The sequence below is a fragment of the Sporosarcina sp. BP05 genome (assembly GCF_014282005.1).
GTDB lineage: Bacteria > Bacillota > Bacilli > Bacillales_A > Planococcaceae > Sporosarcina.
Genome location: NZ_JACFTD010000021.1, coordinates 34598 through 55786 on the forward strand (window position 1 = coordinate 34598; position 21189 = coordinate 55786).

At 39.6% G+C, this 21189-nt stretch carries 20 protein-coding genes, 2 tRNA genes and 1 rRNA gene; 6 read left to right on the forward strand and 17 right to left on the reverse strand.

Annotation, left to right across the window (positions count from 1 at the left end; translation table 11 throughout):
- Positions 1-4: 4 nt before the first annotated feature.
- From H2672_RS16730 to H2672_RS16750, 5 genes are all read right to left on the reverse strand, one after another.
- Positions 5-724: a GntR family transcriptional regulator gene (locus H2672_RS16730; protein WP_186673259.1), complete on the reverse strand. Its 720-nt coding sequence runs from the start codon at positions 722-724 to the stop codon at positions 5-7.
- 308 nt (positions 725-1032) lie between these two features.
- On the reverse strand, positions 1033-3294 hold the full coding sequence (locus H2672_RS16735) for a hypothetical protein (protein ID WP_186673261.1): 2262 nt from the start codon (positions 3292-3294) through the stop codon (positions 1033-1035).
- A 51-nt stretch (positions 3295-3345) separates the two neighbouring features.
- Complete coding sequence (locus H2672_RS16740; protein WP_186673263.1) at positions 3346-3648, reverse strand: hypothetical protein; 303 nt, start codon at positions 3646-3648, stop codon at positions 3346-3348.
- Positions 3641-4216, reverse strand: coding sequence for a hypothetical protein (locus H2672_RS16745; RefSeq protein WP_186673265.1), 576 nt, complete (start codon positions 4214-4216; stop codon positions 3641-3643). The genes H2672_RS16740 and H2672_RS16745 overlap by 8 nt, the downstream gene beginning before the upstream one ends.
- 93 nt (positions 4217-4309) lie before the next feature.
- Positions 4310-4972: a BMQ_0737 family morphogenetic spore coat protein gene (locus H2672_RS16750; protein ID WP_186673267.1), complete on the reverse strand. Its 663-nt coding sequence runs from the start codon at positions 4970-4972 to the stop codon at positions 4310-4312.
- Positions 4973-5324: 352 nt separating this feature from the next.
- On the opposite strand from H2672_RS16750, the gene H2672_RS16755 reads away from it, so the two are divergent.
- The 3 genes from H2672_RS16755 (at position 5325) to H2672_RS16765 (ending at position 8139) form a co-directional block, all read left to right on the forward strand.
- On the forward strand, positions 5325-6482 hold the full coding sequence (locus H2672_RS16755; RefSeq protein WP_186673269.1) for a hypothetical protein: 1158 nt from the start codon (positions 5325-5327) through the stop codon (positions 6480-6482).
- A gap of 384 nt (positions 6483-6866) precedes the next feature.
- Positions 6867-7532, forward strand: a complete 666-nt coding sequence (locus tag H2672_RS16760) for an exosporium glycoprotein BclB-related protein (protein WP_186673270.1) — start codon at positions 6867-6869, stop codon at positions 7530-7532.
- Between the two features lie 313 nt (positions 7533-7845).
- Positions 7846-8139 carry a site-specific integrase gene (locus H2672_RS16765; RefSeq protein WP_186673271.1) on the forward strand — a complete coding sequence of 98 codons (294 nt, stop codon included), beginning with the start codon at positions 7846-7848 and terminating at the stop codon, positions 8137-8139.
- Positions 8140-8349: 210 nt separating this feature from the next.
- Here H2672_RS16765 and groL read toward each other — a convergent pair whose 3' ends face one another.
- Together groL and groES are read right to left on the reverse strand one after the other, a co-directional pair.
- Entirely contained in the window at positions 8350-9981 is a 1632-nt protein-coding gene (groL, locus tag H2672_RS16770; RefSeq protein WP_186673272.1) for a chaperonin GroEL, read from the reverse strand.
- 56 nt (positions 9982-10037) lie between these two features.
- Complete coding sequence (gene groES / locus H2672_RS16775) at positions 10038-10322, reverse strand: co-chaperone GroES (RefSeq protein ID WP_067205358.1); 285 nt, start codon at positions 10320-10322, stop codon at positions 10038-10040.
- A 185-nt stretch (positions 10323-10507) separates the two neighbouring features.
- On the opposite strand from groES, the gene H2672_RS16780 reads away from it, so the two are divergent.
- Positions 10508-11245 carry a CPBP family intramembrane glutamic endopeptidase gene (locus H2672_RS16780; protein ID WP_222439440.1) on the forward strand — a complete coding sequence of 246 codons (738 nt, stop codon included), beginning with the start codon at positions 10508-10510 and terminating at the stop codon, positions 11243-11245.
- Positions 11246-11288: 43 nt separating this feature from the next.
- On the opposite strand, the gene tatC is transcribed toward H2672_RS16780, so the two are convergent.
- From tatC to H2672_RS16795, 3 genes are all read right to left on the reverse strand, one after another.
- On the reverse strand, positions 11289-12089 hold the full coding sequence (gene tatC, locus H2672_RS16785) for a twin-arginine translocase subunit TatC (RefSeq protein ID WP_186673273.1): 801 nt from the start codon (positions 12087-12089) through the stop codon (positions 11289-11291).
- A gap of 17 nt (positions 12090-12106) precedes the next feature.
- Positions 12107-12292 (reverse strand): twin-arginine translocase TatA/TatE family subunit, encoded by a 186-nt coding sequence (locus H2672_RS16790; protein ID WP_179393543.1) that lies wholly within the window; start codon positions 12290-12292, stop codon positions 12107-12109.
- Positions 12293-12385: 93 nt separating this feature from the next.
- Positions 12386-13036 (reverse strand): redox-sensing transcriptional repressor Rex, encoded by a 651-nt coding sequence (locus H2672_RS16795; protein ID WP_186673275.1) that lies wholly within the window; start codon positions 13034-13036, stop codon positions 12386-12388.
- Between the two features lie 123 nt (positions 13037-13159).
- Between H2672_RS16795 and H2672_RS16800 the strand changes: the two genes are divergently transcribed.
- The gene (locus H2672_RS16800; RefSeq protein ID WP_186673302.1) at positions 13160-15088 is read left to right on the forward strand and encodes an ABC-F family ATP-binding cassette domain-containing protein; all 1929 of its coding nucleotides are present in this window, start codon (positions 13160-13162) and stop codon (positions 15086-15088) included.
- Between the two features lie 375 nt (positions 15089-15463).
- Here the strand turns inward: H2672_RS16800 and tsaD are convergent, their stop codons facing one another.
- From tsaD to rrf, 6 genes are all read right to left on the reverse strand, one after another.
- Positions 15464-16486 carry a tRNA (adenosine(37)-N6)-threonylcarbamoyltransferase complex transferase subunit TsaD gene (gene tsaD / locus H2672_RS16805; RefSeq protein ID WP_186673277.1) on the reverse strand — a complete coding sequence of 341 codons (1023 nt, stop codon included), beginning with the start codon at positions 16484-16486 and terminating at the stop codon, positions 15464-15466.
- Positions 16483-16941, reverse strand: a complete 459-nt coding sequence (gene rimI, locus H2672_RS16810; protein WP_186673279.1) for a ribosomal protein S18-alanine N-acetyltransferase — start codon at positions 16939-16941, stop codon at positions 16483-16485. The genes tsaD and rimI overlap by 4 nt, the downstream gene beginning before the upstream one ends.
- Positions 16928-17638, reverse strand: a complete 711-nt coding sequence (gene tsaB / locus H2672_RS16815) for a tRNA (adenosine(37)-N6)-threonylcarbamoyltransferase complex dimerization subunit type 1 TsaB (protein ID WP_186673281.1) — start codon at positions 17636-17638, stop codon at positions 16928-16930. The genes rimI and tsaB overlap by 14 nt, the downstream gene beginning before the upstream one ends.
- Positions 17635-18087: a tRNA (adenosine(37)-N6)-threonylcarbamoyltransferase complex ATPase subunit type 1 TsaE gene (tsaE, locus tag H2672_RS16820; protein ID WP_186673284.1), complete on the reverse strand. Its 453-nt coding sequence runs from the start codon at positions 18085-18087 to the stop codon at positions 17635-17637. The genes tsaB and tsaE overlap by 4 nt, the downstream gene beginning before the upstream one ends.
- A gap of 291 nt (positions 18088-18378) precedes the next feature.
- Positions 18379-18454, reverse strand: a tRNA-Asp gene (locus tag H2672_RS16825).
- Between the two features lie 67 nt (positions 18455-18521).
- Positions 18522-18637 (reverse strand): 5S ribosomal RNA (gene rrf / locus H2672_RS16830).
- 555 nt (positions 18638-19192) lie between these two features.
- On the opposite strand from rrf, the gene H2672_RS16835 reads away from it, so the two are divergent.
- Positions 19193-20518 carry an ISL3 family transposase gene (locus H2672_RS16835; protein WP_186673286.1) on the forward strand — a complete coding sequence of 442 codons (1326 nt, stop codon included), beginning with the start codon at positions 19193-19195 and terminating at the stop codon, positions 20516-20518.
- A 518-nt stretch (positions 20519-21036) separates the two neighbouring features.
- Here the strand turns inward: H2672_RS16835 and H2672_RS16840 are convergent.
- Positions 21037-21112: transfer RNA gene (locus H2672_RS16840), tRNA-Asp, on the reverse strand.
- Positions 21113-21189 lie beyond the last annotated feature (77 nt).

A 21189-nucleotide genomic window follows, 5' to 3' on the forward strand; every position in this document is an offset into this window, starting at 1 on the left:
ACTATCACTCACTTCCTTTAGTAAGCATTTGTTGCGACATCCAAAGGTCTTCCACTTTTCCTTGCACATCATCGAAGTTTTGGTGCAATGCTTGAATCATAATATCTCTATCTTTTATTTTTATGGCTTCAATGTAAACCTTATGATTTTTCAAGATACGAGGAAAATCATCGTATTTTTCCTCTAAACGCATTCGCATCGATAAAAGAATTAAACTTTCCATCACAGGTTTCGTGTTATTCCAAATCAACATGATGTAGGAATGGTCAATTGAACGAATAATTGTTTCATGAAATAAGACATCCTGATAAGAGAACTCATCTGCATCTCTGTATTTAATGGCGACTTCCATCATTTCATGAATTTTACTTAGTTCTTTTACTAATTCACTTGTGTCCATTTTAACAATCCGTTCATAAACGAAAGTTTCTATCAGTAAACGAACATCGTAAATTTCCTTGATATCCTTCTCGGATAACCCAACTACAACCGCGCCCATTCTTTCTAATCGAATAATATTTTCTGATGCCAATACTTTTAATGCCTCCCGGATAGGAGAACGACTTACTTCAAATTCCAACGCTAATTTATTTTCCGATAAAACAGTACCCTTTTCTATCATGCCAGAAATAATCCGCATTCTAAGCTCGCACGCTAAACGTACTCCCATGGAAGCGTTCGCAATCCATTTTAAAGGATATATATATTCCTTTTTTCCACCCATATGCTCACTCCCTCACCTGAAGGTCAATATACTTGTATACAAGTATATTAGTTCGATTAGGATTAAATGTAAACGCTTTTATGTAGGATAAGAAAATAACTCCAATCTTTTATTGTGGAAGCTACTTTTACTGAAGGCGGATCAGTGACAACTAAATAGTCAGTATGCTCTTGCACTAAAATTGAACAGACAAAAAAAGGCTCATTACTTTCCGAAAAAAGTTTGAGCCTATTGAGTTATAGGTGAATAGGGGGAACTTGAATGCAATCTACTTCACTCGCCGCCATCGCATTATTAAACTATAGTCGTCAAATTCCTTTTAAACCCCGACCCTCTACACTAAAATTCTTTATCCCATCAATTTCATCGGTAAGCTGATTTAATTTCTCTTCCAAAGTATTAACAACAAGTAACTTGGCATCCAACTTTTCTTCGTAGTCCAACGATTTAGCTACTATCTCTTTTATTTGATGGTCTAATTGGATAAGTGTTTCAGTATCAATAGTAGGAGTAGTTGTAGAAGTAAACGAGTCTCTTCCTGCTTGACTATCATTGTTCTGGTTCAAACTTTTCTCTAGCCTTGTAAAAACTTCACTATGCTTTTCATTTTGTTCTTTTAAATCCGCTATTTGATGTTGAAGTTCTCCTATCGTATTATTTTTTTCTTCTAGTTCTATTAGTAAACGTTGTCTCACTTTTTCGGTCTGAATACGCTCCTTGTTGGCTATGTCTAATTTTTTAAGTTGAGAATGCACTTGTTTATTTTCTTCTTGAATAAGATCAACAAGCTTATTTTCAAGCCGAGCTATAGTCGTTTTATTAGTTAGATTTTCTTCTTCTATTGCAATAGCCTCAGTATGCTTTTCATTTTGTCCTTTTAAATCCGCTATTTGTTGTTGGAGTTTTCCTATCGTATTGTTTTTTTCTTCTAGTTCTATTAGGGATTGTTGTCTCACCTCTTCTAACTGAGTACGCTCTTTGTCGACATTGGATAACTTCTCCAGTTGCGAGTGTACTTGTTTATTTTCTTCTCGAATGAGATCAACAAGCTTATATTCGAGCTGGTCTATTGTCGTTTTATTAGTTAGATTTTCTTCTTCTATTGCAATAGCCTCAGTATGCTTTTCATTTTGTCCTTTTAAATCCGCTATTTGATGTTGAAGTTCTCCTATCGTATTATTTTTTTCTTCTAGTTCTATTAGGGATTGTTGTCTCACCTCTTCTAACTGAGTGCGCTCTTTGTCGACTTTAGATAACTTCTCCAGTTGCGAGTGTACTTGTTTATTTTCTTCTCGAATGAGATCAACAAGCTTATTTTCAAGCCGAGCTATAGTCGTTTTATTAGTTAGATTTTGTTCTTCTATTGCAACAACCTCAGTATGCTTGTCAATTTGTCCTTTTAAATCCGCTATTTGATGTTGGAGTTTTCCTATCGTATTGTTTTTTTCTTCTAGTTCTATTAAGGATTGTTGTCTCACCTCTTCTAACTGAGTACGCTCTTTGTCGACTTTGAATAACTTCTCCAGTTGCAAGTGTACTTGTTTATTTTCTTCTCGAATGAGATCAACAAGCTTATTTTCAAGCCGAGCTATAGTCGTTTTATTAGTTACATTTTGTTCTTCTATTGCAACAACCTCAGTATGCTTTTCAATTTGTCCTTTTAAATCCGCTATTTCATGTTGGAGTTTTCCTATTGTATTGTTTTTTTCTTCTAGTTCTATTAGGGATTGTTGTCTTACCTCTTCGAACCGCGTACGCTCCTTATTGGCTATGTCTAATTTCCCAAGTTGAGAATGCACTTGCTTATTTGCTTCTTGAATAAGATCAACAAGCTTATTTTCAAGCCGAGCTATAGTCGTTTTATTAGTTACATTTTGTTCTTCTATTGCAACAACCTCAGTATGCTTGTCAATTTGTCCTTTTAAATCAACTATTTCATGTTGGAGTTTTCCTATTGTATTGTTTTTTTCTTCTAGTTCTATTAGTAAACGTTGTCTCACTTTCTCAGATTGGGTACGCTCTTTGTTGGATATGTCTAACTTCTCCAGTTGCGAGTGCACTTGTTTATTTGCTTCTTGAATGAGATCAACCAACTTATATTCAAGCTGGTCTATAGTCGTTTTATTATTCTCAAGTTTTTTATGAAGAGAAGAAACTTGCCTGTCATTTTTTTTGTATCTTTGTTGATCGGAATTGACTCCGTCTTTTAATTTATTAATAACTTCGGTTAACTGTTTACTAATTGGTAATAGATCTGTTTTTGTTTTCTGAAAGGTATCAATAGAAGCGATGAATCTATTGCCTTGTATTCCTCGCAATTGGACAGGTCCCTTATAATCACTAGCCCGCTTTTTAATTTCTTGATTTAACTTAACTAACTCCTCAGCTAGTTCGTTTTTTTCGTTCGTTAATTGTATATTTTCTTGCTCTAGGTTTTCTACTACTGAATAGTGATAGCTATTTTGGTATTTCTTAACTTCATGTTTATGTCTAGCTAATTCCGCCTTTAAAAAGATGATCATTTGTCGAAGTTGTAAGGGGTCGTTATTTTTTATGTTTTCACTATTCACGTCAGTACCTCCTATAGCAATATTTTTAAGGCTAGGTTGCAACAGATGACATTAGAACTTTTCTTTTAGTAATGTAAGAATTTCTTCAAATTCTTTTTTGCTATCCGCAATAATATGCTCAAGTTCCTCTACGTTTTTCACTTGAGAATCCTCGCACACTTTTTCATGCGTTCGACTTTTTCCATTCATCAATAGATAGAGTATCAACATATTCAATGTGCTATTTTCCAAAAACACAAAACTATTATTGGCTTCCCCTTTTCCTTCTTTTAGCCCATTAAGCTGATCTTTCATAAATTGGCTGATGACATGCTGCACTAATAATTCTTGCTCTTTGCCATCTAGATCACTCATTTTCATCCTCCTGTTTCTGCACGGTTCCATTGAGATTAATGGGATTAATCACAGCGATTCCATCTTTCATTTGATCACTATACGTAAATCCTAGGATACTGGCCGCATAAGATTCTTTGGGAGACCATGTAATCTGGAAGTTTGAAAATGAAATGGTCTCATTAGGTTCAATGGATGCTTTCCCTAAAGGTCTAAGCCAAAACTCCTCTTTATTCGTTTTCTCATTTGTACGTTCCCAGCCATCTGCAACTTTCAATGACTGCTTAAAATCGGCATAAACGTACCTCCCTGAAAAGGAGAAGGGAGACCCTGTAGATACTTTTATACACATAGATGGATTTGTGATTGGCTGGTTACCCAAGTTATGTATATGGTAAGAACCAATGCATAAGCTCTCCTGCTCAGGATCGTGAGAAATGTTCAATGAATAAGTGAAATAGCTTATTATATTCATACTGACAGGTTCACTGAGCTCATCTACCAACTTTTTAATTTCATATAAATACGATTTTGTTTGATGCTGAAGCTGAGTAATTTTCGCTTCTACATCGTTGTGATTGTTCCTCATTATTCTCTACCCCTTTCCCAAAAAAAATGAAGGGAGGAATATCCTCCCTTCATTATATGTTTTGGCCCTACTCGTTATCACAATTGGCCTATATTAGTGGCAGCAATGTCCGGTTTCAGGGAAAACAACTGAGCATTGTTTCGGACGCATTGGTGCAGGGCAAACAGTTGGTAAATCATCTCTTGGTTCACAGTAATCAGCTAAAAATTCAACAGTTACTGGGAATGTCGATTGAATGCTTTGGCAGGTAGATACCGAGATAGATAGACCAGAGAATGTCATTGTACCTTCTGCTCCACCACCAGTGAGTGTTCCAGTAGAACAGACGAAACAATCAAGATCTGTGTACGTAACTTCAACATTTGTTCCTTCAGGGGCACATAGAATGACTTGTTCACAACGGGTAACCGGGATATTTGCACTCGTCATTATCGTTCCGTTCGCTAAAGTAACGATGATGCTTACATCAAAATTCTTTTGAATACCGAGCTGCTGAAGTAAAACTGTCTTTCCATCAATACAAAATGGGCGATTCTCCCGATGTAGGATGACGATTGGATTCGACGCAGCGGGATTCACTTCACATGTAACCATCGCACCACTAATCGCGCCAGTAGGCATTAAAGCCGCGGGATTGAAAGTAATTGGACCCGTTGGCGAAATATCAAACGAGTTTTCTTTAACGATCCAATCATATACCTTATCTACATTTATACAAATTAACTCTTTTCCATCACATGGCTTTTTTTCTTGCATGTTGCAGGCACCTCCAAATTTTTTTTCTTTCATTCGTATCATATGATGTGAAGAAATTAGTGTTTAGGCACACCAATGACTTATCGAGATAAAATTATAAACCAGATAGTTTGAAGTAAGTATTCCTTGTAAGGCGCCTAAGCTCAGTATATATAGGTACGCTTTTTTTTCAACATATTTAAAATAGAAAATGCAAGAGTCAATTGGAATAAATGTATCTGTATGGGTGAAGTTCACCTATACAGATTCCAGCTCTTTATTCTATTATCATCCGATTCTAAAAGTGATAATGTGTCACGTAATGAAAACACGATTAATAGTATAGTAATGTACTACAAAGGGGTGAAAAGTGATGGGAGATTCTAAGTTATACTCCGCACAGGACATTGAAAAACTGAAGCAAAAAATCGCGACTTACAAAGATACCCTTACCACATTAAAAACTGGAAACTCGGTTGACGATTACCTTGCCATGAAGATCGAAGCGAATGGTTTTAAAACAAAAGTCTCAAAGTTAGAAGGCGTAATGGAACTAATGAATGAAAAGCAAAGTGTACAACTGGAGGAGTATGAGCAACAAATTAGAAGTTTATCAGTACAGATGGACTCTCTTAACCAAACGATTGAGGGGTTAAATCAAGACCTTTCCCACGTCAAGAATAAATTAATAACAAGTGATAACGAGGAACATATTGAAAATATAATTGCTCCATACAATGCACAATACCCTGCAAATATCGCCTATGCTACTCAAGAAAAGGAAGAGGACTTTATAGAAGAAACTGCACCTATTTCTTCCATGAGAAAATCTAATCGGCCGCCATCTTATAGACAACTGCAAAATCTAATAGGAAACGCTACTAACATCGAAGAAGATTCAAATGAAGTAACGCCGATAGTAAGTACCGATATTCACAAGGATTATCTAGAAGAACAGCAACCCAATAAACTTAGTTTTCCGTATACCGGCATTCATCCTAGTCAAATCTATAATGGGCCGTACAGAAATGTGAGTAGGGCAACGACCATTCATCTTACTAATACTACCAAAAACAAAGCAGTTCCAATAAACGTAAACGAGAATTCGGATCCGGTTTCGTCACGAACGACTAACGAACTTGCAAATAACGAAACGGTGACGCCAGATCTGTCTTTGTTACAGACGGATAGCGAGTATGCAAATAACGAAACGGTGACGCCAGATCTGACTTTGTTACAGACGGATAGCGAGTATGCAATTAATGAAACAGTGACGCCAGATCTGTCTTTGTTACAGGCGGATAGCGAGTATGCAATTAATGAAACAGTGACGCCAGATCTGTCTTTGTTACAGGCGGATAGCGAGTATGCAATTAATGAAACAGTGACGCCGTACCCTGAGGAAGTGCATAATATAGCTATAATTGAGGAGGACAAAGCTCCAATTGAACCTTCTAACGAAATGAAACGACAACAACATAAAAACAAAGAATCGTTATCGTTGTTTAATATTTTTCGGAAGAAGCAGTAATTTAAAACTTCTGAAAAATAATCGCTGAATATGTTGACTTCATAAACCCATCAATAACACTTCTTCGCTTAGGGCGCTCCTCAGCTTAGTTCATATGCCATATTCAATACTTTAACCTTTATAGTTAGATGAAATCTCTGGCATCGACAAATTTATGTACCCCAATTAAAAAAGCCATTCCGACTGAGTGTCAGGACGGCTTTTTTTGATTCTAAAATTAGATTAGCAAAATCCAGCTAATAGCAGCTCTTCTGTAGTTACACAGTTATTCAAGAGAATACGCTTTACGCTGCACTAAGTTAAAAGTTATTACTAACAAGTAGTTGATAGCCCGTCCGCCCTGCAATTGTTTTGAATAGGATAACAGAGAAAGGAGGTGTTAATATGATTTCAAATAATTTTAAAATGCATGGATGTAGTGGATGCGGTGGATCTCATCGCAACAGTTCAGGTTGCTTCCGGGTCGATACAGGACAACTCAATTGTAATGTTGGACCATTCACAGCCGTTGCCGCTGGTTGTATCCCGCCAGCTAACGCTAATACTGGTTCAATCATCCCATTCGCTTCTGGTGTTGTACCAGTCACTTTGACTAGTATTCTAGGTGGATTAGTTAGTACGCCCGCATTCGTTGGGTTTGGTACTAACATTCTCAGCCCAACCGTTCTTGGTAGCACAATAGACTTGTCAGGTTTATTCAACGAAGCTTTTTCAGTTCCGCGAGCAGGTACTTTAACAGCTATTTCTGCATCTTTCACTGCAACAGTTACATGGACACTTCTCGGAACGACAACAATCACAGCTCAAATCTATCGAGCACCGGCAGGAAGTAATACCTTTAGTCCTACAGGTGTATCTGTAAATCTAGCTCCATCTATCACAGTTGCCCTACCTGTAGGTACTACAGTTTTTGGGGATTCGTCGAATTTCTCACCTGTACCAGTGGCAGTGGGAGACCGCTTGTTAATGGTGTTTTCATCAACTACTTCTGGAATAGATATCGCAGGTCTGGCTATCGGTACAGCAAGTGCAGGTATCACTATCTCGTAAACACTTACTATCGATGGAAAAAGTTCACATGAATGTGTTCTAAACGACTTTTAAACCCCTTGTATTAAAATGCAAGGGGCTTTTTATTTTTATTTATTTCGGTACCAATGCACGTTGTAGCCCTTACTACTTTTCGCATAGAATTGACATCCAGCAACAACTTATCCCCCTTGATTATATGAATCAACTCTTTGGTATAATTTCAATAGCCTGATATCTAATATAAGATGTTCCGGAAATGGGCCCATATCTCGAATATAAACAAGCGCCTTTTTGTGTTTTCGGCGATTGCCTTCGGGGTGGTAAAGATCCCGTGACAAAAAATATGTTCAGCCTGAATTACATTGATAGCATCCATTTAACGGGAAGAATGATTCTTAACGATGCACTGAAATTGAAACTTTTCAAACAAAACAAATTGTACATTTCGGAAATCCTTCCAAGGGAAGTGTTTGAAGAAGTAGAGGCGTTTTACAATTTATTAGAACGTAGAGAATTGAGAAATGATCTTGTAGTTCTTACCACACTTTCACATTCCGGTCTTCGAATTGAGGTATTACTCGCTTTGAAAGTATCTGACATCAATTTTTGGACAAATGAAAACTGATATAAATACATCTATGACCATTTACTCTCAAATCACAAGAAACACAAAAAGTCAGGCTTCTCATTTGTTTAGCAGCCACCTTTCGGTATGGACTGATAAACTCAAAGAAACCTGACACTTTTTTATTTATATTTCATTCTCGCTTTTTTCTCGCCTTAACAATGATTAAAGCATCCTAAACCCTTTGACACCAAGGTTTATGGGTGCTTTTTACATCATGCCGCCCATGCCACCCATATCAGGCATTCCGCCCATTGCACCAGCTGGCTCAGGAAGGTCTGCAACTACTGCTTCAGTAGTCAAGAACATCGCTGCAACAGATGCTGCGTTTTGGAGTGCATAACGTGTAACCTTAGTCGGGTCAACGATTCCAGCTTCCATCATGTTTACCCACGTACCGTCAGCTGCATTGAAGCCAATTCCTACTTCTTCGCGTTTCAGACGGTCTACAACGATAGATCCTTCAAGACCAGCGTTGTTAGCGATTTGACGTACAGGCTCTTCAAGCGCGCGAAGCACAATTTTAATACCTGTAGCTACGTCGCCTTCAGTAGTCTCTAGTAATGCTTCTACTTTACTATAGACGTTTACAAGAGCAGTACCACCACCAGAAACGATACCTTCTTCAACAGCTGCACGCGTTGAGTTCAATGCGTCTTCGATGCGAAGTTTACGTTCTTTAAGTTCAGTTTCAGTAGCTGCTCCGACTTTGATAACTGCAACACCGCCTGCAAGTTTAGCAAGACGCTCCTGCAATTTCTCTTTATCGAATTCAGAAGTGGATTCTTCAAGTTGAACACGGATTTGGTTAACACGTGATGCAATAAGCTCTGAATTGCCGCTACCTTCAACGATTGTCGTGTTGTCTTTTGTAACAACAACTTTCACTGCATGGCCAAGCTGAGAAATGTCAGCAGTTTTAAGGTCAAGACCCAGGTCTTCTGTGATAACTTCTCCGCCAGTCAAAGTTGCAATGTCTTCAAGCATCGCTTTACGGCGATCTCCGAAGCCTGGTGCCTTAACAGCAACAGCATTGAATGTACCGCGTAGTTTGTTCACAACAAGTGTTGCAAGTGCTTCGCCTTCAACGTCTTCTGCAATCATAAGAAGTGGTTTACCTTGTTGTACAACTTGTTCAAGAACAGGAAGGATTTCTTGGATGTTCGTAATCTTTTTATCTGTGATCAAGATATAAGGATTGTCCAACACAGCTTCCATTTTGTCCGTATCCGTTGCCATATATGCAGAAGCATAACCGCGGTCAAATTGCATTCCTTCAACAACGTCTAGTTCAGTTGTGAAGCCTTTTGACTCTTCGATTGTAATAACGCCGTCGTTGCCAACACGCTCCATTGCTTCAGCAATGAGTTTCCCAACTTCTTCGTCTCCAGAAGAAATAGATGCAACTTGTGCAATTTCTTCTTTTCCTTCGATTTCATTGGAGATTTCTTGAAGCCCTTCAACAGCAGCGATAACCGCTTTTTCGATTCCTTTACGGATTCCGACAGGGTTAGCACCCGCAGTAACGTTTTTCAGTCCTTCACGGATCATTGCTTGCGCTAGAACCGTTGCAGTCGTTGTACCGTCACCAGCAATTTCATTCGTTTTAGACGCTACTTCAGCAACCAGTTTTGCACCCATATTTTCGAATGCATCTTCAAGTTCGATTTCACGTGCAATTGTTACACCGTCATTTGTAATAAGCGGTGAACCAAATTTCTTCTCAAGGACAACGTTACGTCCTTTAGGTCCAAGCGTTACTTTTACAGCGTTTGCTAATGTATCGACCCCACGTAGCATTGCGCTTCGTGCGTCTTCGTTGAATTTAATTTGTTTAGCCATTTATAAGTACCCTCCTGATTTTTCGTGTATTTTTAAACAAGTTGTGCATCAGTCTATTAGCCAATAATTGCTAAGATGTCACTTTCACGCAAGATCAGATATTCATTACCTTCATGTTTGATTTCAGTACCTGCATATTTTGAGAAGAGGATTCGATCTCCTTCTTTAACTTCCAATTCGATACGTTGTCCGTTTTCAAGAACGCGTCCAGTACCTGTAGCAAAAACTTTACCTTCTTGCGGTTTTTCTTTTGCAGAGTCCGGTATAACAATACCGCTTGACGTTTTTTCTTCTGCCTCGATTAGCTCGATAACAATACGGTCACCTAATGGTTTCAACAATTGAAACAACCTCCTCAGATAATATCTCCCTTTTAGCACTCGGTAGACATGAGTGCTAATACATTTCTAATCATAATGAACATTTGCATATATTGCAAGTGAAATACTCCGAACATTTTCTCTTTGCTTATCTACCTCTAAACAGCTAAAATTGACTTCATCCCCAGTTGAAAGGGTGGCGCTACTTGAAGAATTGGAAAATCTATATGTATCTTTTATTTACCTACATTCTAATGCATGTGGGCAGTGTATTTTTGGCGCAGGGCTTATTCGAAAACTTTCCTTGGAATGAACAATACACCGAACAGGACATGAAGTACCGGGCGAGTTCTTGGTCGCTCTTCACCGTTAATTCAATTGCCGCGATCATTTTTCTACTAATCATTTTGAAGAAGAAAAAATTCTTCCAAGTATTCGGAGGTAAAAAATCTACCATCGGCAATTCAGTACTTTGGGGATTCATCGGTTTCTTCCTTGCCTTGGGTGGACAAATGCTTGCTGGTGCCATCGAGATTGCAATCGGAATAGAACCAGGATCCGATAACACCGCAATTCTTTCCGACATTGCGAAAGTGTCACCAATTATCATCATTTCAATCGTACTATTCGCACCATTCCTAGAAGAAATCATTTTTCGACGAGTTATCTTTGGCGGAATTTATCAAAAGACAAACTTTTGGATTGCAGCCATTGTCAGCGCCCTAGTGTTTGCTGCTGTTCATAATGAATTCGAACACCTTCTAATTTATATGATGCCCGCTTTCGTCTTCTCTTACTTGTATTACCGGACGAAACGCATACTGACACCAATGATTGCCCATTTACTAATGAACGGATTTGTCGTTGTCCTCAATTTAAACATTGAGAAGTTACAGCAATTGCAAGAGGACTTGAAACAAGCAATAATCTTCTTTATGCACTAAAAAAGTCTTCCACAGCCCTATGTAGGGTTGTGGAAGACTTTTTTCATTTCTGCTGTTGCTCATTAACTTCATCAATCTGACGCTGTTGTTCAGCTTTCGCCTCTTCAAATTGTCGCTGCTGTTCGGCCTTCAAGTATTTTCGGTGACCGAAGCGTGAAATGAAAATACTTATTTCATAAAGTGCAAACAATGGAACTGTGACAAATGCGTGTGACAACAAGTCAGGCGGTGTAATGAATGCCGCAATTACAAATAGAACAAAGTAAGCATATTTCCGTACTTTCACAAGTGTGGTTGGATCCAAAATACCAAGTCTTGTTAAAAATAACAAGACTATCGGTAATTGGAAAACAATACCAAACGGAATTAGCAATTGGAAAAGGAACGAAAAATACTCATTAATGCCAATTGTTTGGGTTATATCGAGCTCCGTGGATAAAGTCATCATGAATTTCATCACATAAGGTAGCAGGACGAAATACGAAAATACAATACCACCAACAAACAGGAAAAATGTGAACGGGATATAATTCAATGTCGCGCGCCGCTCAGTTTCATGTAATCCAGGTGAAATAAAGGACCATAATTGATACATAAGCACCGGTGAAATGACGATGAGTGCAATAAAGACAATCACTTTCACGTAAATCATAATCGGGTCAAGTACATTGAAAGCATTTAACGCAATATTATGTGCTTCCCCATCATTTTGCAGGAACTGAATAAGCGGTTTTGCTATAAAGAAAGCCCCCACTACCGCAACAACAAAGAAAACGACGATAATCATCAGCCGTTTTCTAATTTCATCTATATGCTCAATGACTGTTAAGTTTTTATCATTCATCTGACAAACATCCTAACTTACTTCAGTTCTTCTTTCTTGTCTTCAACTTTCTTTACTTCATCGTCTTCTACAAGACCTTTTGTCGCGTGTTTGAATTCACGCAGTGATGAACCAAAGGCTTTCCCGATTTCAGGCAGTTTCTTGGGACCGAATACGAGCAAAGCAATAACAGCAATGATAATCAGACTTCCTGGACCTGGCATCTCGGACACCTCCTTCATAAAGATGGGGATTGAACTCAATCCTTCTTTTGTCTATTTTACACGAAATCCGCCGGAATTACTATTTACGAAGCGTCACATATGTGAATCTTTTACGTCGTTTTTTATAAAGTAAATAAGCGTTTGCAATTCGACAGACAAATCGATTGTATGAACCCGTAACGATTCAGGTACCGTTAGCCGTACCGGAGTAAAGTTAAGGATTCCTTTCACACCAATAGCTGCAAGCTTATCTGTCACTTCTTGCGCTACACGTGAAGGTACTGAAAGAATGACGAGTTCGATTCCTAATTCCTTGATTTTATCCTCAATCGTATCAGGATGAAAGACCGGAATTCCACTCATCTCTGTCCCTTCATGCGTACCTTTCGGATCGAATGCAATGATGATGCGCGTATTGTGATTTTTATGGAAATTATATTTCAAAAAAGCGTTCCCTAAACTACCAACGCCAATGAGCGCTACATCTGTCACTTCATCCTGATCGAGAGCCTGACGGAAAAAGTCGACTAGATAATGCACATCATACCCGTACCCTTTACGGCCAAGTGCACCGAAATGTGAAAAATCACGTCGAATCGTGGCAGCATCAATTTTCATAGCTTCGCTTAATTCACTGGATGATACTCGTTTCTTCCCTGAATTCGCGAAGTTTTGAAGAAACCTATAATATAAAGGCAAACGTTTTGACGTCGCCTGCGGAATTTTGATTGTTTCCCCTATCATTTTAACCCTCCTGAGTGTATCTAAAGGCGATTCTATCGTACAGTAGATAATGAGCGTTGTAAAGTCGACCGTTGCACGCCTGACGCCATTCATTTAAACTGAAGAGGAATAGAGGTGCTTTATTTGATCGTATTACAAGTGAACGGATTAACAAAATCATTTTCAGGAACAGATATATTAGAAAACGTAAAGCTGGAAGTACAGCACCGCGACCGCGTCGCACTTGTTGGACGCAACGGAGCCGGTAAATCGACATTACTCAAAATAATTGCAGGTGAAATGAGCGCTGATTCGGGGGATTTAATCGTCCCTAAAGATATCCGGATTGGGTACCTTGAACAGCATTCAGGTATTGATTCTGTCTTGACGGTTTGGGAAGAGATGATGACTGTATTCGAACCACTCCATAGTATTGAAAGACGGCTTCGATCGCTTGAAGGGCTTATGGCAGACCCGTCCGTCTACGACAACCCGAGCGACTATGATCGCGTTATCAAAGAGTACGACGCCCTACAAATCGAATTCAAAGACTCTGGCGGCTATCAATATGAATCTGATACTCGCTCCGTGCTTCACGGGATGCGTTTTTACCCAGAGGATTACAGCAAAAACGTCAATCTTCTTTCCGGTGGTCAGAAGACGCGATTGGCACTCGCTAAAATGCTGCTTAGTAAACCAGATCTCCTCATCCTTGATGAACCAACAAACCATCTGGATATCGAAACGCTTGGCTGGCTAGAAAAATACTTGGTATCCTACGAAGGCGCAATCTTAATTGTTTCCCATGACCGCTATTTCTTAGATGAAATCGTGACAATTGTCTACGAAGTCTCGCGGAAAAAAGTCGCGAAGTTTACAGGTAACTATAGTGCGTATCTTGACGAAAAAGCGAAAAATTATGAACGTGATCAAAAACTTTACGTCAAGGAAATGGGTGAGAAGGCCAAGCTCGAGGATTTCGTTCAACGTAACATTGCCCGGGCATCAACATCAAAAATGGCGAAAAGCCGACGTAAAACGCTTGAAAAGACTGATTGGATGGGTTCTCCTGATGGAGATGAAAAATCCGCAAACTTTACCTTCTCGATTGATCGTCCCAGTGGAAATGATGTACTAGCACTGGAAGAAGTAGCTGTCGGTTATGACAGTATCCCTGTTTCAACTGGTATCGGCATGCGTGTCTACAAACAAGACCGCATTGCACTTATCGGACCGAACGGCGTCGGTAAATCAACCATTTTGAAGACCATCGTCAAGTCCCAAGAACCACTAGCAGGAAAAATTCGTTATGGTACAAATGTTCAATTTGGCTATTACGACCAAGAACAAGCGACACTTATCGGAACTGGGACCGTTCTTCAGGAGCTTTGGGATGATTGGCCGACGATGAATGAAAAAGATGTTCGCTCAGTACTTGGACGCTTTTTATTTACAGGTGAAGATGTTGAGAAGCCCGTCTCTTCCCTGTCAGGTGGAGAAAAAGCTCGATTATCTCTCGCTAAATTAATGTTACAAAAATCAAATACACTTGTCCTTGATGAGCCAACGAACCATCTTGACTTGGATAGCAAGGAAATTCTTGAAAATGCATTGGATGACTTCCCAGGCACCCTCATCTTCGTGTCGCATGACCGGTACTTTATCAATCGCATCGCTACAAAGGTAATCGACATCAGTGCAACAGGTACAACCGAATACCTCGGTGATTATGATTACTTCATCGAGAAAAAACTGGAACAGGAAGAACTACTTGCCGAATCTAACGCCGCTAAAGCAACAGCAACTCCTGTCATTGAAAGAAAAAATGATGATGATAAAGAACTAAAAAGGCAGGAAAGAAGACTGACTAGAGCTATTGACGAAGTCGAATCGCAACTAACTATTTTGGAAGATGAAATCGTAGCACTGCAAGATGAACTTTCTACTCCTGAATTTGCAGACGATCATGTGAAATTAATGGAGTTACAGGCACAGATTGATGCAATTCAGGCACAGCATGACAGCAAGTCCGAAAATTGGCTTGGTCTTCAAGAAGAACTAGAGGCATTGTAAGATGAGTTTGAACGTCACGCTAAACCAGATCCAATGGTTTAGCGTGACGTTTTGTCATTTCTTGCTGTCGTAACCTATCAAATAAAAGTAGGAAAAGATATTCCCTGAAAAATGTTTCCACAACCTTATCCACACAAGAAATGTAGTTATACCTGTAATACTCCGTTATTATCCACACTATCCACAAACAATGCATTTCTTATACACATAGTTATCCCTTAATCACTGTTACTAAATGTACATATACAATTGTTATACACAACTTATCCACAACTGTGCATAAGTACGAACGTTCCCTATTGACATCTAAAAAAAAATCGGGATAAAAAAACACGAAAGTTGTCAAAATATGACGACTTTCGTGTTTTTACTTAATTACTGTTTCCATGACACTAGGGGCATACCAGGCTTACCATTCATCGCAAGATTTCCGCGTATTCCATCTATAAACATGGCCGATCCAGCTGCAGCAATCATTGCCGCATTATCTGTACATAATGCGATTGGTGGAACGTAAAAAGGTATATCTTGCGTCTTAAATGTTTCTTCAAGAGAAGCACGTAACCCTTTATTCGCTGCTACTCCGCCAGCGGCAATTACCTGTTTCACACCGAACTCTTTCGCTGCTCTTAACGCTTTCGTCGTCAACACCTCAACGACACTTGCTTGGAAGCCAGCCGCAACATGAAAGGGATTTACATCCTCCCCCTTTTGTGCGAGATTATGCTTATAATTAATCACTGATGATTTAAGACCGCTGAAGCTAAAGTCATATGAACCTGGCTCGAGCCATGCTCTCGGGAAAACAACTTGGCCATCGCTTTCAGCCGCTAACTTATCGATTTTTGGTCCGCCCGGGTAAGGAAGACCCAGTACACGAGCTACTTTATCATAGGCTTCACCAGCAGCGTCATCACGTGTTTCTCCAACTAATTTAAACGAACCATGCCCCTCCATTATTACTAGCTCTGTATGGCCTCCTGAGACGATGAGCGCAAGAAGTGGGAACTCCATGGGCTGCATTAGTTGGTTAGCGTATATATGTCCTGCAATATGATGAACACCGATAATCGGTAAACCGTTGGCAAAAGCAAATGCTTTCGCAGCATTAACACCAATCAACAAGGCCCCTACCAAACCAGGTCCTTCCGTAACAGCAACTGCGTCAAGTTCCTCAGGTTTTAGTTCAGCATTCGCAAGTGCTTCTTCAATCACCAGTGTAATTTGCTCAACATGGTGTCTCGATGCAATTTCCGGCACTACCCCACCAAACCGTTTTTGGCTAGTGATTTGAGATGCTACGACGTTCGATATAATCTCTGTGCCGTTTTTCACGACGGATGCAGCGGTTTCATCACAGCTTGTCTCAATTCCTAAAATATAGCTATCTTTTGTCATTTGAATTCCACCCACATGACGAGCCCATCTTCATGGTCGTCCGTATAATAGTTTTTCCTAATTCCGCCGTCCTGGAACCCAAGCTTACGGTATAGATTTTGAGCCGTAATATTGGTCATCCGCACTTCCAGTGTCATTAAACGGACTTCTTTTTCTATACAAAGCGTAATCGCTTCCTTCATAAGAGCTTCGCCGATGCCATTACCCCTTAAATGCTTTCGTACCGCAACATTCGTAATATGGCACTCATCCAGTATTATCCACATTCCGCAATGCCCGATAACTTCATTTTCATAAACTGCAACAACATAGTGCGCATGTTCATTTTCGGTCATTTCATGCTCAAAAGCTTCTGCAGTCCACGGCGTAGCAAATGATTCCTTTTCGATTTCAACAACTGAAGGAATATCCTCTACTCCCATTTCTCTATAACTAATCTCTTTATCCACGATCATTGTCCTTCCCCTGCTCTTTTAACCAATTTGCTTCAGCTTCAGCAATACGTCGATATTCCGGAACAAATGCATGTATATCCGCTTCTGATTCTGATTGAGCAGCAATATATATAAGGGATGAAGCTCGTGGTAGATTAAATTGAAGGGGTGCTAGAACTGCACGGTGTCCTAGTTGTTCAATAAGTTTTTTCTCATGCATTGCTGTATCTTTTCCAACGAATAAAACAGGACTACTGTGTTGCTCAAGCAAATGGACCAACTCTTCCAACGAGTAATGGCCATCCTCAATAATTTCAGTAAGCTTTCCTTCAACATATTGATAAACGCCGGCATAGACATTGCCCCGTCTCGCATCAACAATTGGACAAACCAACCCATTGAAGAATAATGCATTTGCCGCCAGTGCTTTTAAAGTGGATACGCCCACAAGAGGTTTACCAAGTGTCCATGCAAGTGTCTTCGCTATCGTCACTCCAATTCGTGCGCCTGTATAAGAACCCGGCCCTTCTGAGACTGCAATTGCATCAATATCCGTAGGTACTAAACCCGCTTGTTCCAACAACTCTTCAATTGCTGGCATGGCACGTAGCGAGTGGTTAATAGCCATCGCTGAAGTTCCTTCTATTAATAGTTCCCCATCTTTCACAAGTGCAACTGAAATGGGCGTGTTAGCCGTATCGATACCTAGCCAGATCATAAGAAAATCCCCTCGCAAATCTTTTCATATCTTTCACCTATTGGCGTGAATGTAATCATCCGTTTATCTCCGCCACCATGAACAAGCTGGATTTCCAGACGTTCTGCCGGCAAATCATCTTGTATAAGATGCGCCCACTCGATAACAGATATTGCATCTCCGTAAAACAATTCATCCCAGCCAAGATCCTCATCACTGCCAGCTAAGCGATAGACATCGAGATGATTTAGTGGGTAATTACCTTCGTACTGTTTGATGATTGTGAATGTCGGACTGTTAACCGTGCGTGTAATGCCAAGTCCTTTTGCAAGTGCCTTTGTAAAGGTCGTTTTACCCGCACCTAAATCGCCTTCAAGCGTAAGTACGTCCGGTGGTGTCAGAAGGGCTGCAAGTTTCGTTGCAATCTGCTCTGTCTCTTCTATAGAATTTACTTCTATTTCCCTAGTCATAGGTTATTTCCTCTCTGCTTCTTTGCTATAGTGTACCGAAAACATGATATATCAGAAAGCATCTACGCTTATATATGTATTTTCGGATGGGGGTGTTGTTTACTTTGCTGAAAACGTTGCTTACTTTTGTTATAACGTTGTTTATTTTTGTTGAAGTGTTGTCTACTTTGCAAAAAAAATGTTGCCTACTTCTTTTTCAAATAAATATATTTGTTAAATCCTAGAATTCTATATACAAAAAAACCAATCCCGGAATTAATCCCTAGAATCGGTTCTGAATTTAAAATTTAATGGCGGTCCCGACCGGGATCGAACCGGCGATCTCCTGCGTGACAGGCAGGCATGTTAACCGCTACACCACGGGACCTTACTATGTAATAATTTTCGATTTTTCAAGTAACTTCATCACATTAATATCGAAAGTAAATATGTGAGACCGGCGACGTCCTACTCTTGCAGGGGGAAACCCCCAACTACCATCGGCGCTGAAGAGCTTAACTTCCGTGTTCGGGATGGGAACGGGTGTGACCTCTTCGCAATCGTCACCAGACCTACATCGTCTTTTCTTAAAGACAATACTTAGTATAGCATATCTTATGATAATTACAAGTGGTTTTTTCATCGATGTGTTTTATTCGTTAATAAAAGAATAAAATAGATTGATAAAAGTCCTTTTCGAACATAAATTAAGTTACCTATAAATTAGTATCTACTTCCAAGCTATAGTATACCGAAAACACATTATCTAACAAAACAGGTTGTACAATAAATGACGTTGGTGAAAGAAAATCCCCATCCCTTTAAAAGGAGATGGGGAGGATCTTCACTAACGTCATTTTTTATAACTATATTGGATAAGGTAATCCTACCAACCGCCGATTTCCGTTCCAAGCGGACTCTTTCCGCGGGCACGGCCTCAGCCGCTTCCTTCGCTGCGCTCAGTCCAAGGTCTTCAGCTCGTGCTGTTCCCACTGGAGTCGCCGCTTTCCACTTCAATCAGCTGGAGAGTCGAGGTAAGATAAAATCCCTTTATGTAAATAGAAAACAAGTGAGATTCCCTGTAGAATAAAAGTCGACTAAAACCATCATCTAGGAGAGAACTCACTTGTCTAATTCTAATAGTATTAAATTATTGCTTGATATTCAAGACCCAAACATTAAATTTGATGAGGAATGTGTAATAGAAGAAACCTATAAAGGGGTAAAGTGTAAATATATATCCGGAAAGTTGACCTATACTCCCACACATTGTACGAAATGTGGTGTGAAAAACACCGACTTTACAGTCTTTAAAAACGGGACACAATTATCCAGAATTACCTTACCCATTACGGGTATAAATACAACCTACCTACTTCTACGGAAACAACGTTTCATGTGCCAAGCCTGTCAAGGGAGTTTTACCGCTAAAACACCTATTGTTCAAAGGAATTGTTTTATTTCACAAAATGTAAAAGCACAAGTCATATTAAAGTCTGCCGAAGCACAGTCGCTTACGTCTATCGCGAGGGATTGTTCAGTATCACCTGCAACTGTTCAACGGCAAATTAATCAAGCCGCGAAACAATTTATTACGAACTACAAAGTACTACCTAAGCATCTTTCTTTTGATGAATTCAAATACGCAAAAGGTGAAATGGCCTTCGAATATATAAATGCGGAATCAGGCGACATATTGGATATCTTAAATAGAAGAGATAATCTTACAATTAAGAATCACTTTATTTTGAACTACAGTTGGACTGACCGTCAACATGTGGAAACCGTAACAATTGATATGAATGCGGGTTATGTAAGTGTGATTAAAGAATTATTTCCACGGGCGAAAATTATCATTGACCGATTCCATCTGGTTCAACTGATTAATCGCTCTATGAATAAATGTCGTATTCAGGTCATGAATCAGCTAAGAATGTCCAATGGGGAAGATATGAAGAAATACCGTCGCCTTAAGCGTTATTGGAAGCTATTATTAAAAAAACGTTCAGATCTATCCAGCGTAGAATATAAGTATTATCCATTGTTTGGCCAACGTACAGGGCAAAGTATTGTAGATGAGATGTTAAATTATGATCCTGTACTAAAAGCGAACTATGAACTTTATCAAGAATTAATGGAATCCATGGCAAATAAGGACTTCGAAGGACTATCGTCCTGTTTAACAAATGCGGTTCCATCTGCAATTCCAAATTATATGAGAACAAGTTTAAAAACGTTGAGAAAACATCTTCCATTTATAGAAAACAGTTTTATTTACCCCTACAATAACGGAAGAATTGAAGGGAACAACAATAAGATCAAGGTATTGAATCGTGTCGCCTATGGATATAGAAACTTCCAGAACTATAGAAAACGGATTCTGTTACACTTCAAGTTAAAACCATCGGTTAAACAGCAGGAACAAGGACAATCCCATTTTGACGCTGTGTGACATTTATGAGAATTTAATAGGCTTGAAAGTCTTTTGTCTATTTTTATGTAATTCACAAGTGCAATACTAGTTGTTTGTAGTGCAAGATGGCGACTCCAGCGGGAACAGCGCGAGCTGAAGACCCCACAGGAAGAGCCGTCACGAAGAACGGCTTTTGCGAGCATAAGCGCTAGCGTTGGGAGCACGGGGCAAGAATGCCTTAATTTCTGCAAAGAACACAGAAATACGGCAAATCGAACCCTTCGCAGTTCGATTGGCTGAAGCCGTGCGCGCGGAAAGCGTCCATCTGGAGCGGAAAACAACGGGATACATGGAAGACTATATGAAAAAGGACTATCCTAAAAAATCAGCTTTACTGACTTCTTGGATAGCCCGACAATAACTAAGTTATGGTTGGCTACTATTCTTCACCAACGTCATTTGACAAAGAACCACAAAACATGGTTATTTATCTCATAAAACAAAAAATCGACCCGGGAATATATCTTCCTGGAATCGGTTCTGAATTTCAAATAAAATGGCGGTCCCGACCGGGATCGAACCGGCGATCTCCTGCGTGACAGGCAGGCATGTTAACCGCTACACCACGGGACCTAAACATGTAGTATTTTTCGACGTTTTAATTAACTTCACCACATATATGTCGAAAGATAAATGTGCGAGACGGGCGA